The sequence below is a fragment of the Lacrimispora sp. genome, assembly GCF_047605665.1.
Classification (GTDB): Bacteria; Bacillota; Clostridia; order Lachnospirales; family Lachnospiraceae; genus Lacrimispora.
Genome location: NZ_JASGFH010000001.1, coordinates 87,207 through 101,557, shown reverse-complemented (window position 1 = coordinate 101,557; position 14,351 = coordinate 87,207). Strand labels below are relative to the sequence as shown.

10 protein-coding genes, 1 tRNA gene and 1 riboswitch are annotated in these 14,351 nt (G+C 46.0%); of the genes, 4 read left to right on the top strand and 7 right to left on the bottom strand.

Translation table 11 applies throughout. The features are described from left to right. Positions 1–23: 23 nt before the first annotated feature. Positions 24–1,397 carry a citrate transporter gene (locus QM657_RS00515; protein WP_415064569.1) on the bottom strand — a complete coding sequence of 458 codons (1,374 nt, stop codon included), beginning with the start codon at positions 1,395–1,397 and terminating at the stop codon, positions 24–26. Between the two features lie 155 nt (positions 1,398–1,552). Here QM657_RS00515 and QM657_RS00510 point away from each other — a divergent pair, with 155 nt between their 5' ends. Next, positions 1,553–3,409 carry an ATP-dependent nuclease gene (locus QM657_RS00510; RefSeq protein WP_415064568.1) on the top strand — a complete coding sequence of 619 codons (1,857 nt, stop codon included), beginning with the start codon at positions 1,553–1,555 and terminating at the stop codon, positions 3,407–3,409. 54 nt (positions 3,410–3,463) lie between these two features. On the opposite strand, the gene QM657_RS00505 is transcribed toward QM657_RS00510, so the two are convergent. Beyond that, positions 3,464–4,714, bottom strand: a complete 1,251-nt coding sequence (locus tag QM657_RS00505) for an FRG domain-containing protein (RefSeq protein WP_415064567.1) — start codon at positions 4,712–4,714, stop codon at positions 3,464–3,466. Between the two features lie 460 nt (positions 4,715–5,174). On the opposite strand from QM657_RS00505, the gene QM657_RS00500 reads away from it, so the two are divergent. Continuing rightward, complete coding sequence (locus tag QM657_RS00500) at positions 5,175–6,065, top strand: DMT family transporter (RefSeq protein ID WP_415064566.1); 891 nt, start codon at positions 5,175–5,177, stop codon at positions 6,063–6,065. A 62-nt stretch (positions 6,066–6,127) separates the two neighbouring features. On the opposite strand, the gene QM657_RS00495 is transcribed toward QM657_RS00500, so the two are convergent. The 4 genes from QM657_RS00495 to QM657_RS00480 all read right to left on the bottom strand — a co-directional run bounded on the left by QM657_RS00495 (position 6,128) and on the right by QM657_RS00480 (position 9,283). Beyond that, complete coding sequence (locus tag QM657_RS00495; protein ID WP_415064565.1) at positions 6,128–6,691, bottom strand: cyclase family protein; 564 nt, start codon at positions 6,689–6,691, stop codon at positions 6,128–6,130. Positions 6,692–6,700: 9 nt separating this feature from the next. After that, a complete protein-coding gene (locus tag QM657_RS00490) occupies positions 6,701–7,630 on the bottom strand; it encodes a multidrug resistance efflux transporter family protein (protein ID WP_415064564.1) in 930 nt (309 codons plus the stop codon). Between the two features lie 23 nt (positions 7,631–7,653). Beyond that, positions 7,654–8,970 (bottom strand): MATE family efflux transporter, encoded by a 1,317-nt coding sequence (locus tag QM657_RS00485; protein ID WP_415064563.1) that lies wholly within the window; start codon positions 8,968–8,970, stop codon positions 7,654–7,656. Positions 8,971–9,210: 240 nt separating this feature from the next. Next, positions 9,211–9,283 (bottom strand) — tRNA-Ala (locus QM657_RS00480). 94 nt (positions 9,284–9,377) lie between these two features. Beyond that, positions 9,378–9,493: riboswitch (FMN riboswitch) on the top strand. 81 nt (positions 9,494–9,574) lie between these two features. On the opposite strand from QM657_RS00480, the gene QM657_RS00475 reads away from it, so the two are divergent. Then, entirely contained in the window at positions 9,575–10,243 is a 669-nt protein-coding gene (locus QM657_RS00475; RefSeq protein ID WP_415064562.1) for an ECF transporter S component, read from the top strand. A 69-nt stretch (positions 10,244–10,312) separates the two neighbouring features. Here the strand turns inward: QM657_RS00475 and QM657_RS00470 are convergent, their stop codons facing one another. Further along, entirely contained in the window at positions 10,313–11,320 is a 1,008-nt protein-coding gene (locus tag QM657_RS00470; RefSeq protein ID WP_415064561.1) for a DUF4846 domain-containing protein, read from the bottom strand. Positions 11,321–11,628: 308 nt separating this feature from the next. Between QM657_RS00470 and QM657_RS00465 the strand changes: the two genes are divergently transcribed. After that, positions 11,629–14,280 (top strand): cation-translocating P-type ATPase, encoded by a 2,652-nt coding sequence (locus tag QM657_RS00465; protein WP_415064560.1) that lies wholly within the window; start codon positions 11,629–11,631, stop codon positions 14,278–14,280. Positions 14,281–14,351: the final 71 nt, after the last annotated feature.

Genomic DNA, 14,351 nt, shown 5'->3' with positions numbered 1-14,351 from the left:
TAATTCCTCCTATGAGCGAATGGTTATAAAAGAAAGCAGGCAGCAGCAAAGGTGGCAAGAAAGCCCAGGATAACAGGAGGAAGATTCTTTCTGGCAAGCTCCAGTGGTTCTACACCGCATATGGCGGCCACGGGAATCAGCCCCCAGGGAACGATGGTTCCTCCCCCCACGAAGACAGCGGTGATCTGTCCCAGAGAGGCCAGAACCGGAATGGATGCGTCCACTGCGGTGCCGAAGGTACGGGCCAGGGAACCGGTGAGGGGAAGGCCGGAAAAGCCTGAGCCGTCTAAGCCGGTCAATCCGCCTATTACCATTTGCACGCCGGCGGCTGCATATTTGTTAAGAGGAGCGTGCTGCGCCAGCCAGACGGCCCAGTCATTCATGATTCCCCCTTTAAACTGTTCTCCCATGATGGTGGAAATTCCCTCGCCTCCCAGGAAGAAAAAGGCTCCGATGATGATGACAGGGGCAAAAATCCGTATGGCAAAAAGAAAACCTTCCGTGACATAATCCGTCACCTTTTCCAGAGACTCTTTTCCAAAGCCCAAAACAGAGCCGATGGCCATTGCCAGAATTGCAGTACCGGAAACCATGCTGGTGGCTTCTCCGCCCTTTAAATCTAAGGTCAGCATGAGAAGGATGTCGGCCAGGAACAAAAGAGGGGTGAGAACCGCCATGATCAGGGCTGTTTTCCCGGCTCTCGGCTTTTCTTCCTGAGAGCTTAAGACAGAAAGGTTTCCGATTCCGGCTTTGATATTTCCCCTGTTTAACAGGTATGCAGAACATACGGTAACAATGCCCATGATGAGAAACAGAGGCCGCCCCTCGGTCAGGATATCGGAAGGGGAGATAGAGGCCGCTCCTGCGGAAATGGCCGGTGCTCCCTGGATGACCAGATCATAGCTTAAGGCAAAGCCGTGGCCGAATAAGTTCATGGATATGGCGGCTGCCAGCGGGTTTAAGCCGGCCTTGACGGCAAAAGGCAGCATGATGGCTCCTACCAGGGCAACGGAAGGAGAGGGCCATAAGAAAAAGGAAAATACCATCATGGTCAAACCCAGGACCCACCAGGTCAGATCAGGACTTTTCATGACCTTTGACATGGGAATCATCATCAGACGGTCGCTGCCTAGGTCCTTTAAGCATTTGGACAGAGCAGTGACCAGGGCAATGGTGGCAATGACCTCCATAAATTCCTTAGAGGCATAGAGGACGGCATTAAATATGGTCATAATGCCCCCTGTTACGGACCCAAGGCCCGTCAGTCCCAGCAGAAATAAAAAGGCAATGCACACCAGAGGGGTATCTTTTCTGAGGACCATGACGCTTAGAATCACGATAACACCTATGAGATAAATATAGTGCAGCGGTGTCATCATCAGATTGGGATCAAGCATAGGAACCACTCCTGTGAGAAGAATATATCTTATACTATGACAGGTGGGAATGGGCAGTGTGATTTTTTTACGGCAGAACTTGAAATTTTTCTGTCCGCCTTTTATACTTATATTCTATAAAGAAGTTCCAGAAGGTGATGCCCAGGGGAGGGACCATGCAGATTACATCAGTACACATCAAAAATTTCAAATCGATCCGGGATATGGAAATTCAGGATATTGAAAATGCCCTGATTTTAGTCGGGAAAAATAACACGGGAAAAACAGGAATCCTGGATGCCATAAGGGCAGCCACAGGGTTTTATGAGGTCCGTCCTGAGGATTTTAATGAGCAGAAGCAGAATATAGAGATCACCATGACTCTGGGTATTACAGAAGAGGATTTAAAGCTGTTTCACAAAGGAGGCCTGGTGAGCCAGTATAAGCGGTATGACGGCTGGTTTCAAGATTTTAAAGAAAAGCTCCCGTCTTATCAGGAGGGCAGTCTGACCTTTACTTTATTAGTCAATTGGAACGGAGAGGTGCGTTTTTCAGATGGACACCGGAAGAACAACCGGTATATCAAAGAGATATTTCCAAGGCTTTACTACATCGATTCGGAACGGGATTTAAAGCAGTTTCAGAATGATCTGCTTTTGTTCCAGGAAGATGACCAGTTGATTAAATTAAAGAACAACTTATGCCTGTTTGATGATACGAAGGAATGCAATCAGTGCTTTCAGTGCATCGGCTTAATCAACCAGAAAACGCCGGAAGAGCTGCAGGTTTATGAGACTGTCAAGCTGCTGGAATACAAGATGTACCAGCTTAATTTAAATGACTTTGCAGCCAGAGTCAATGAAAATTACAGGAAAAACGGCGGGTATGAGGAGATTCGTTTTTCCCTCAATATGAGCTCCAATGAGCTGTTTCGTGTGAAGGCAGAGGCCTATCATATGGAAAGAGGGCGGTTAAGCCCCATCGGCACCTTGAGCACCGGCATGAAAAGCCTGTATATGCTCTCCCTTTTGGAGACTTATACAGAGGATGAAAAACTGATTCCCAGCATTGTAATCGTGGAGGACCCGGAGATTTTCCTTCATCCCCAGCTTCAAAAGACCTCCAGTGAGATTCTTTACCGCCTATCAAAGAAAAACCAGGTGATCTTTTCCACCCATTCTCCCGGAATGCTCTTTAACTTCACCCGCCGCCAGATCAGGCAGGTGGTCTTAGATAAGGATGGTTATTCCACGGTCAAGGAGAGGACCGACATCGATGCGATTTTAGATGATCTGGGATACGGAGCCAATGACCTTTTGGGAGTCAGCTTTGTATTCATCGTAGAAGGAAAGCAGGATAAGAGCCGTCTTCCCCTTTTGCTGGAAAAGTATTATTCAGAAATCCAGAATAAGGATGGGAGCCTTTCCAGGATTTCCATTATTACGACAAATAGCTGTACCAATATAAAGACGTATGCCAATTTAAAATATATGAACCAGGTGTATCTGCGGGATCAGTTTCTGATGATCCGGGATGGAGATGGGAAGAATCCGGAGGAGCTGGTGAACCAGCTTTGCAAGTACTATGACGATCGCAGTCTGGAAGACGCTGATAAGCTTCCCAGAGTGACCAGAAGAAATGTTCTCATATTAAAATATTATTCTTTTGAAAATTATTTTCTCAATCCGAAGATTATGGCAAAGCTTGGGGTTGTGGAAAGCGAAGAGGCGTTTTACCGGATACTGTTTGACAAGTGGCGGGAATACCTTCACCGGATCAAAAGCGGAAAGGCATTTTTAGAGGCAGTGGGAAAGGATATGGAATCCGTGGACGAATTAAAGGCTCATATGGAGGAATTTAAAATTCATATGCGGGGGCATAATCTGTATGATATTTTCTACGGGCCGTTTAAGAATCAGGAGGGAGAGCTGTTAAAGAAGTATATTGACCTGGCTCCCAGAGCGGATTTTAAGGATATCTTAGATGCCATTGACCGGTTTGTTTATTTTGAAAGCAGGAAAACAGAAGGGTAACGGGCGGAGAAACACCCCAGGAGCTGCGGACAGAGGGCAGCGCCTGGGGTGTTTTTAATATTTCTGTTTTATGAATTCCGCCACATCGGATATTTCCGGGAAAAGAGAGGCTTTGTTGATGGAGCACTTGTCAAGCTGCTTTAAGATGCCCTCTTTTGCCTTGGATTTCACGATGAATACCTGGGTTTTCTTTTTTTCTTTATAGCGGTATTGGTTAATAGGATTTCGTTTTTCATCAAATAACCCGCAGATGATAAATGCCCCGTCCTGTTTAATGATCCGGTTGTTTTTCTTGGCTGATAAGACGAAAAAGCAGTCTTTTACATCTTCCTTATGGATTTCATCCCGGAAGGCCGGTTTTTCCAGCCTGATTTCATGGAGAAGTCTGCTGGCCTTTTTGTTAAAATCCGCCTGGCTGATTTTCGGATTGGATGCCCAGCTTGAAAAATCCGTTTTTATTTCGTGTGTGAGCTGCGCCAGGCTTGCCAGGATAGACACCGTATCGCTGCCCGGATACTTGATCTTGTGGTCTTCCACATCAAAGACAATCACCTCACCGGAATTTTTCGGATTTTGCTCACATGCGAAGTACAGGGCAACAAGAGGATTTCTCGTTATGTCCAAAAGCCTGGTGGGCAGTCCGTAGTGCTGCATGTGGACCAGATAATCGAGATGGGAAGAACAGTGGCCGAACTCGTCGGGACATTCAATGGCGATCTCGTTATACATATCCCGTTCATGGGTGAGCCAGCCCGGCTTTCGCATGACAGAGGGCAGCAGAACATAGTTTGAATGGGAATGGCCCCTGTAATAAAAATGGTGTTCCGGCCTGTCGATATTCTGGATTTTGTTGAGGAAGCCTGTAAAAGAGGTGATGATATTGATCTCGATCCTGCTTTTGACGTAGATGACACAATCGGCAAGATCCAGGTTTTTCACATGATAGAGTTCACTTATGGCGCTGAGGGAATCTCTTGTGGCGTCCTTGCGGTCTCCGATGGTTTTATAAGCCTGATAAACCCAGTTTACAATGGCTTTTGCCTCCAGAGGATTAAGCTGGAAATCAGATTCAGCCCTCAAATATGCAGGGTCCTTCAGGAACGCATTTTCAAACTCTTCCCACCGCCCGGCAGCATTTTCAAGGGCAGGGTAGGAGCCTTTATACAGAGCGGCAAAGGGTGAATCCGCTGCGGAAAGAGCGTTGAGCATTTCCCTCTTATCCACTCTGCCGAAAATATACTCCTCCATGTCACAGTAGTTGTCCAGGGAAAGCTTTTTGGCGCAGATTTCCCGGAACGCTTCCACAATTATTTGTTTTCCGTATAAACAGTCAAAAAAGAAGAAAAAGAAGATAACCGCCCCCCTCCAATGGTATAGAATCATTATAAATCATGGCGTGAATATAATCAATCCGGTAAATGACCGGAAAATTTACGGCTGAGTGTATAGCTTTGCCAGATTATGAATCCGGCGGATCAATTCATCCCTGACGTGAGCCGGCTCCATACACCGGCATTTATCCCCAAAGAATGCTGCATCATATCAGGAGTGAGTGTAAATTTGCACTTACTCCTTTGTTTTTAAGAATTAAAAAACGTCAATATCATACAAGAGGAATCTGTAAAAGTGTGCTATAATTTACACGAAGCATAAGGAGGACTGATTCATGGATGAATATTACGTGATTGGATTTATAGAGAGCGGTAAAAGGCATCCCAGGCAGTACAGGGATATATTTAAGGAAAGTAAAGGTTAGATAAAACATATGAAAACAAACAAAGGAATGACGGGACATCTGCTGGCAGCTATTACAACTTTTATATGGGGAACGACCTTTATATCCACCAAAATACTGCTTGTCAGTTTTACGCCCATTGAGATATTGTTTTTCCGTTTTCTCATAGGCCTGATGGTTTTAACGGCGGTATTCCCCCACAGGCTGAAAGGGACGACCTGGAGACAGGAAATGCTGTTTGCAGGCGCCGGACTGTGCGGGGTTACGCTTTATTTCCTGATGGAGAATATCGCCTTGACCTACACCCTGGCATCTAATGTTGGGGTCATTATATCCGTCGCACCATTTTTTACAGCTTTGTTTTCCCATTTGTTTTTGGAAAATGAGAAATTAAAAGCCAACTTCTTTATTGGCTTTATGATCGCCATGATCGGGATCATTCTCATTAACTTTAATGGAAGCATGGTTTTGAAATTAAATCCCATGGGCGATCTGCTGGCCGTGTCAGCAGCTTTTGTGTGGGCAATCTACGCAATACTTACGAAAAAGGTCAGCCAGTTCGGGTATAATACCATACAGACTACCCGGAGAATATTTCTTTACGGAGTGATTTTCATGCTGCCCGCATTAACCGTACTTCCCTTTGAATGGGGATTTGAAAGGTTTTTGCAGCCTGTTAATTTATTTAACATTCTGTTTCTTGGTTTGGGAGCGTCGGCCCTTTGTTTTGTCACCTGGAATACGGCTGTCAAGCTTTTGGGGGCAGTGAAAACAAGCATTTATATTTATCTGGTTCCTGCTGTTACCGTTATCACATCGATCCTCATATTAAATGAAACGATCACATGGATTGCGGCCTGCGGAACGCTGCTCACATTGGCGGGATTATTTATTTCCGAAAGGAAAGTGAAGGGAAAGTAAAACGAAAGAGATGCAGGTTATTTTAAAGCTTCGGGGGCAGCAGCCCCCTTTTCTGTTTGTTTTTATACCTTTGCCACCACTCTGCAGGGTAAGCCCGTCATTCCTGCATATTTGACAGGATAGGTGCTGGCAATGAATTCCCTGCTTTTATCCTGCAAAAGCAGAGCCTTTAAATTGCAGATATTCTCAACTACGAAAACATTTCTGTCCGCACAGTATTGATCCTTTGGCGTATGCTCCGCCCCACGTCTGATTCCGGCACAGTCTATGGCTATGATGGAGATATCCAAATCCAAAAGCTTTTCAATTAAATCATCAGAAAGCTGGGGATGCTCCTTAAAATAGCGCTTGCTGCCATAGCCCTCTTTCTCAATAAAGCCCGTATGAAAAGCCACAAACATCCCGCTTTTCACCAGTGAGACATCAATATCTGAAATTTCAATATCCCCCTCCGTCACTCCACTGACATCAAAGACGACTGCATTCCGCTCCACATATTCCAGCGGAAACTCCTTATTCATCACATCAAAATGTGTTCCCAAATGGCCTGCCAGGGCCTTTTTTTCATTTCCCTGAGCATCTGTAACCATTTTCGGCGTAATTAAAACGGTCAAATCAATAAACATAAGATTTCCTCACTTTGCTGTTTCCCCTTTTCCAATGAAAGAAGAAAATAAACTGTTAAGAATCATTCCAAAAACAATCAAAAGGATTCCCGCGCCGCCTAAGCCATCAGGCAGGGAATCACCTAAAAATAGAGTGCCGCCCAGCAATGTAAAAATCACTTCCCCGGCCTGAGTGGATTCCACCACTGCAAGCTGCTTTTGATTGGATTTTACCAAATCCGTTGCCCGGAAAAACAGGAGAGTGGCAATCACCCCGGAAAACAGGGCCACGCAAAATGACTGGAAGGACTGTCCCAAAGAAGGCAGCCCCATATTTACCGTGCCAAAGCCAGCCATGAGGAGCCAAAAGGGAAGACTGCACAAGGTCATTCCATAGGTCCTTTCAATGGTGGACAAACGGTTTTCACTCATCGCCATGGTTTTTCTGTTGCCAAGGGGATAGGAGACGGCTGCGATCAGGATGGGAACCAAAGTCAGGAGAGTGGTGCGCACTTCTAAATTCACGATATTATGTACCTGCATCAGGAAGACTCCCACCAATATGATTCCGGAAGCGGATAAGTTTTTAACAGGAACCGGGCTGCCAAATAATGGGGACATTAAGATTCCCATTACAATCGTCATCTGCCAGGAGGCGGCGATCAGCCAGGATTCCCCATAGTTTCCTGCATAGGAGAGAGGCCCGTAGAAGAGGCCGAATCCAACTGTGCTCCAGAGCAGCCAGTCCTTTGGGTTTTCCATAATGACCTTGTGGACGTTTTGAAAGCCGTGTTTTTTCCTCACGATGAGAGCCAGTATGGGCAGTGTAAACAGATACCGCAGGCTGGCGCTCCATATCCAGCTCCCGCCTGATAAATGCATGCTCCGGTTTAAGATAAATGTAAATGCAAAAAAGAAAGACCCGGCTATGCCCAAGAAAAGCGACTTTTTCATATTCATCTGATTCTGCTCCTATCATAAAATTAATCAGTCCGGAGAGTTTTCTTTCCTGAAAGCAAAATTCCCCCTATAATGGCTGTAATCACCTCTGTTGCCGGGAACGCGCACCAGACTCCGGTTATTCCTCCTATGGAAGAGAGGAAAAATGCCATTGGAATGATGATCAAAAATCCCCTGAGAATGGAGATCAAATGGGCCGGAAGCGCATACTCCGTTGAAGTGAAGTAAACGGATATGATGATATTGAATCCGGCAAACAAACAGGCTGTAAAATAAAGCTTCAGACCGGATACGGCGATGCTCTGCAAAAGAGGATTCTGCTCGCTGTTAAAGACACCGGCAATCTGCGGCGCCTGAAAGAACACTGTAAGATAAATGGCGCCCGACAGGATGAACAGGGAAATCAAAGCGTACTGCAGGACCGCCCGAATATCCCCGCGGCTTCCCCTTCCGTAATAACTGCTGATAAGAGGCTGAATGCCCTGGGCAATGCCCGTATAGATAGAAAGCACGACCAGGGAAAGGTTTGCAATGACCCCGTATGCAGCAATTCCGGCATTTCCCTGTAAGTTCATGATAATGATATTAAAAACAATCATGACAGTTCCGGAGGACACCTCCGTGATCAGAGACGGAAGTCCGCTGGAAAAGATGCGGCTGATTCTCTGCCTTGAAAAACCTGATTTCACCAGGTGAAAATGATTCTTCCTTTGAAAAAAGAAAGGGAAGAGGATGACCATGCTGATCACCGGAGCCAGGCCGGTAGCCAAAACCGCCCCGAAGATTCCCATCCCAAAGGGAAACATAAAGACATAATCCAGCACGATGTTGGAAAAGCTTCCTCCCAGCATTGCCATCATGGAAAGCTGGGGAGCGCCGTCATTTCTTACAAAGCATAAAAGCACGTTGTTTAACAGGAACATGGGAGAAAAGAGCAAAATCACCTGCAAATACGTTTTACTCATTTGAAAAACCTCTTCATCAGCGCCTAAAATCCTTATAATGGATTCAGAAAAAAATGCGCCCAGCAAAAAGAAGACTGCCGCAAAGCTGAGGGCCAGTAAAATGGCCGAGGTAAAGGTGCGGTTTGCTTCCCCCAGCCTGTTCTGGCTTTTGGAAATGGAATACCTGGTGGCCCCTCCCATGCCGAACATCAGGCCGCTTCCGTGGATGAAACTGTATATGGGAATTGCCAGATTGAGGGCCGCCAGCCCGTTGGCGCCAAGGCTTTTTGCCACAAAAAAGGTGTCTGCCAGAATATAGCAGGACAGTCCTATCATGCCCAGGACATTTAGTGATGAGTACTTTAAAAACTCCTTCAAACAAGATGAATTTTTCATAAAACCAGACCTCCATACAAAATAAAAGCGCCAGAGCTTCGTATCTTCTATGGCCTAACGATACGAAGTCTAACGCTTAAGTTTTTACCCGGCGGTAAAAATACGTTTACAGCTTATTTCACTGCACATAAGTGTAGCACAGGGTCTCGTTTTTGTCAAATTCCCGTCTTGTATCCAGTTTCATTGATGGAAGGGTATAAGAAAACCACAAAGCCTGTTTAACTTTGTGGTTCCTGTAGATGGAGATAGTGGGATTCGAACCCATGACCTCTTGAATGCCATTCAAGCGCTCTCCCAGCTGAGCTATACCCCCATGTCCGCTATTATAACAAAGCATGAAAAAAATTGCAACAACATCTTGCATTAATTTTTAAAAATGTTATAATACATCCAGAACATTTGAATATGGTAGTCTTCAGGGCAGGGTGAAATTCCCGACCGGCGGTAAAGTCCGCGAGCGCAGCAGCGCAGAATTGGTGTGATTCCAATACCGACAGTAAAGTCTGGATGAAAGAAGATGTGTTAAATAAGGATAATACACCTGTCTATTTTTAACACCTGAAAGACATACTTTCAGGTGTTATTTATTTTCAGGAGGATAGATATGAACACAACAAAAAAAACAAACAGACTCACCCTGATGGCCATGCTCTGTGCGCTGGCCTTCGTATCCGTAGCCACGATCCGGATACCGCTGATCCCTGCACTGCCGTTTCTGCAATACGAGCCCAAGGATGTCATCATCCTGACCGGAGGATTTATCTTCGGCCCTATGTCTGCGGCATTGATTTCCGTCATTGTCTCTTTCATCGAAATGTTCACCATCAGCAGCACTGGAATCATCGGATTGATTATGAACATCCTGTCAACCCTGGCCTTTGTCTGCCCCGCCGCTTCTCTTTATAAGAAATACCACTCAACAGGAGGGGCACTGGTCGGTATGCTGACAGGCACAATCCTCCTGACCCTTATCATGGTTTTGTGGAACTATCTGATTACGCCCATTTACATGGGATATCCGAGAGAGGCTGTAGCAGAACTTCTTCTTCCGGCAATCGTTCCTTTTAATCTTTTAAAAGGAGGAATCAATACGGGCCTGACTCTGCTTGTTTATAAGCCGCTGGTCACGACCTTAAGAAAATCCGGTTTGCTGGCCTTTGATTCTCCCAGCCCCCAGACCAACCGGAAATTCAGCCCAGGCATGACCTTGACTGCAGCGATAATCCTTATAACCTGCATCATGTTCATACTGGTTCTACGCGGAGATATGTAATGTAATTAAATACAAGAATGCCCTTTGGCTGGCCGGCATCTGCCAAAGGGCATCTTTTTCTTTTGGAAGTCACTGTTTAAATTCCTTCCATCTTTTTAAGCTTCCTTTTTCAAACACGTATTCCGGTGTGATCAAAGTATCCTGTATCTCCGATTCATAATACCAGGGGTCATTTTCATGAAGGGGATTTTTTAAAACGTGGAACTCCTGAGCTGGCATGTAACCCTGGGCCAGCAAGAAACACTGGTTTCCCTGGCTGTCCTCCGCCGTATCCACCACCATGATACAGTGGCCCGGACTTCCGCCCCGGATGAATAAGTCGCCGGACAGAATCCGGCCTTCTTCCACAGGAGTGGATTCCTTATCCAAAGAAAGGGTTCCGGCGTAAACCATAACCTGCCTCAAATATTTGGTAAAAGACTCCCTGGAATCGTCATAAGAAGCTTTCTTCACCCAGGAAACCTGATTTCCATTGACGGAAAGCCTGTTTCCCGACATCCAGGAGGAATAATCCATTAAAAAACCATTAGTAAGATGAAAGGAAATCGATTCATAATCCCCCATCCCCCAGAAATATTCCCCGTACATCCGAATCACGCTGTCCGCGCACTGCTGTAAATCTCCCTCTACCATGGGCATGGCAAAAACTGCTGCATGCACATCCTGAGAAGCTTTTTCCCTGCCATCGTACAGAAGCACCGGACTCTTGTCCGGTTTTAAGGGATACTGCCTTAAATATGCCTGGAAGCTTCCCAGCGGTTTTTCCACCCTCTTATAGCCTTTGGGCACAGAAAATCTCTCTTCCAGAGTCAGGCCGGAGGGATTAATCGCAGGTTTCTCTTCTTTTATGATTTCTTTTCCGGTTTCCTCCGGATAAATGATATCTTCATATGACGGTAAAACGGACGTACTTTCTGCACGTTCTTCCTGCAAAGCAGGCTTTTTATTCCTGGCATGGCTGAACAAGGGTGCTGCTGCGCAAAGAAGGCTTCCGCCCAGCAAGAGTGCCGCAAGTATCCTCATATTCATTTCTCCCTTTCCCATAACACACTTCACTTCCGAATATCCTTTTTCCATTGTAACACAAAAATTTTTTGATTTCCAATAAATAATTTTTTTATATTAATAAGGAAGGAATTTTTTTCCTGCTGTAAAGAAACTATAAAAAAGTGTGAAAAGTATCAACGATTACTTGACACAATCCCGGTATTGAATTATAGTTTTTAATAGAGTATTGTGTGTTTACGACAATGATCCTTCTGCTTTTTCATTGCCGGGACCATACAGTGCACGAGAACAGGGAGCATTGCTTTCTTAAGGCAGAGCGACCAGTTACATAGGCATGACCGAAATGGCATGACCTAAATAAAATTAAGGAGTGCTTTATGAAACAGTATTTTAACCTATCCGTTTCAGAGACCGCACAAGATTTACAGGTTGACTTGAACAAAGGCCTTTCCAGCCAGGAGGCCTCAGAGCGCAGCCAAAAGTACGGTCCCAATGTTCTGGAGGGCGGTAAAGAAAAGAGCCTTCTGGAGATGGCTCTTGAGCAGCTTAAGGATTTTCTGGTTCTGATCCTTATGGTTGCAGCAGTGATTTCGATTTTTCTTGGCGAAGCACTGGAAGGTATCGTTATTCTGGCAATCGTTGTATTGAACACCATTTTAGGTGTGTACCAGGAGAACAAAGCCAGCAACGCGCTCAAGGCACTTAAGGAAATGGCAAGTCCCCACGCCAAGGCGCTGCGTAATGGACAGGTCGTTGAAATCGCTTCCAACGAGGTGGTTCCCGGCGACGTGATCATTCTGGAGGCAGGTGATTATATTCCTGCTGACCTTCGTCTCGTAGAGTCCGTAAACTTAAAGATTGACGAAGCAGCCCTGACCGGCGAATCAGTTCCCGTTGAAAAGGATTGCAAGGTAGTTCTGGCTGAAGATTCCAGCCTTGGAGACCGCATCAACAGCGCTTACATGGGTACCGTCATTACTTACGGACGAGGAAAAGGTGTTATTACCGACATTGGCATGAAGACCCAGATGGGTAACATCGCAGGTATGCTCAATGACGGTGACGATGAAGCTACCCCGCTTCAGAAGAAGCTGGACAGCCTGGGTAAACTCCTGGGTATTGTTTGTCTGGCAATCTGCGGTATCATCTTCCTTCTCGGCTTAGTCCGCGGTATGGAGCTCTTTGATATCTTCATGACCTCTGTATCTCTGGCAGTTGCAGCTATTCCGGAAGGACTTACCGTTGTTGTTACTGTTGTTCTTGCCATGGGTATGCAGAAGATGGTAAAGGTCAACGCAATCATCAAGCGCTTAAGTGCGGTTGAGACTCTGGGAAGTACAACTGTTATCTGTTCCGATAAGACAGGTACACTGACTCAGAATAAGATGACCATTCAGCGCATTTATGATGGTAAAGAGCTGTACGATGTAAGCGGTACAGGCTACAGCCCTGTAGGTGATATTACAGACAAGTCCGGCAGCAAGAAAACAGAAGCAGTGCAGAAGGTGCTTGAAAGTCTTGTTCTTTGTAATGATGCCATTTATGATCCTGAAAAGGAGACCATTGTAGGTGATCCTACTGAGGCCGCCATGGTTGTTCTGGCACATAAGGCAGGTATGGTTAAGAAGCAGTGGGATGAAAAATATCCCCGTCTGCAGGAGGTTCCTTTTGATTCAGACAGAAAGCTGATGTCTACCTTCCACACCATTGACGGAAAGAACGTTATGTACACCAAGGGTGCGCCTGACGAACTGCTCCGCCGCTGCGTTTCCGTCGATTTGGGCGGCAATGTGGAAGAACTTACTGATGCAAAACGCGAGGAAATTCTGTCTGTAAACCAGAGCTTTGCAGAATCCGCACTTCGTGTAATCGGTGCTGCTTACCGCAACGTCGATGTAGTAAACGCTTCCTTTGAAGCAGAAAATGATCTTACCTTTATCGGTCTGGTAGGCATGATTGATCCTCCTCGTGAAGAAGCAAAGAGTGCGATCGACATCTGTAAGAAGGCCGGAATCCAGGTTAAGATGATCACTGGTGACCACAAGATCACAGCTACAGCCATTGGCCGTCAGCTTGGTATCGTTGAAGGAGATGCTGTTGCCGTAGAAGGCCGCAGAATTTCTGAAATGAACGATCAGGAACTCCAGGAATGTGTAAAAACTGTTAATGTATTCGCCCGTGTTTCTCCTGAGCACAAGGTACGCCTTGTTGATGCAGTAAGGGCAAACGGAAACATCGCCGCCATGACAGGCGACGGCGTTAATGACGCTCCTTCCTTAAAGCATGCCGATATCGGTGTTGCCATGGGAATTACCGGTACGGACGTTTCCAAAGAAGCGGCTGACATGATTCTGACTGACGATAACTTCGCCAGCATCGTAAAGGCCGTTGCAGAAGGCCGTACCATCTACAGCAATATCCGTAAGGTAGTAGGATTCCTTCTCTCCTGTAACATCGGTGAGATTCTGGTTATCTTCCTTGCCATGCTGGCAAACCTTCCGGTACCCCTTGTTGCAATTCAGTTGCTTTCTATCAACTTGATCACAGATGCATTCCCTGCATTTGCTCTTGGTATGGAAAAGGAAGAGCCTGGCGTTATGGACAGAGCTCCCAGAGATCCTGCTGAACCTATCGTTGATAAGAAGATGGCTATTGCAGTAGGAATCCAGAGTATCGCTCTGGCACTCGGAACTCTTGGTTCTTTCATGTACGGTTATTACGTACATGACGATCTGGACGTAGCCCGTACCGCATGCTTCCTGACTCTGGTACTTGGCGAGCTGCTTCGTGCATACTCCTCACGTTCAGAGCATATTTCCGTATTCAGAATGCGTATTCTGGAAAACAGCTACCTCAATAAATGCGTATTGGCATCCCTTGTTTTCCTGCTTGCCAGCATTTATATCCCTGCTTTAAATCCTATTTTCAGTACCGTTGCGCTTACCTTAGATGAAATGATCGCGGCTTTGGTTCTTGCATTTATTCCAATGCTGGGCGGCGAGCTGGCAAAGAAGGTAGTCAACAGATAAGTATTCCTAAAAAGATCCCTGACGGGACAGGAGCAGGAAACGGCCTTTTTACGTGGGCGGTTTCCTGCTCT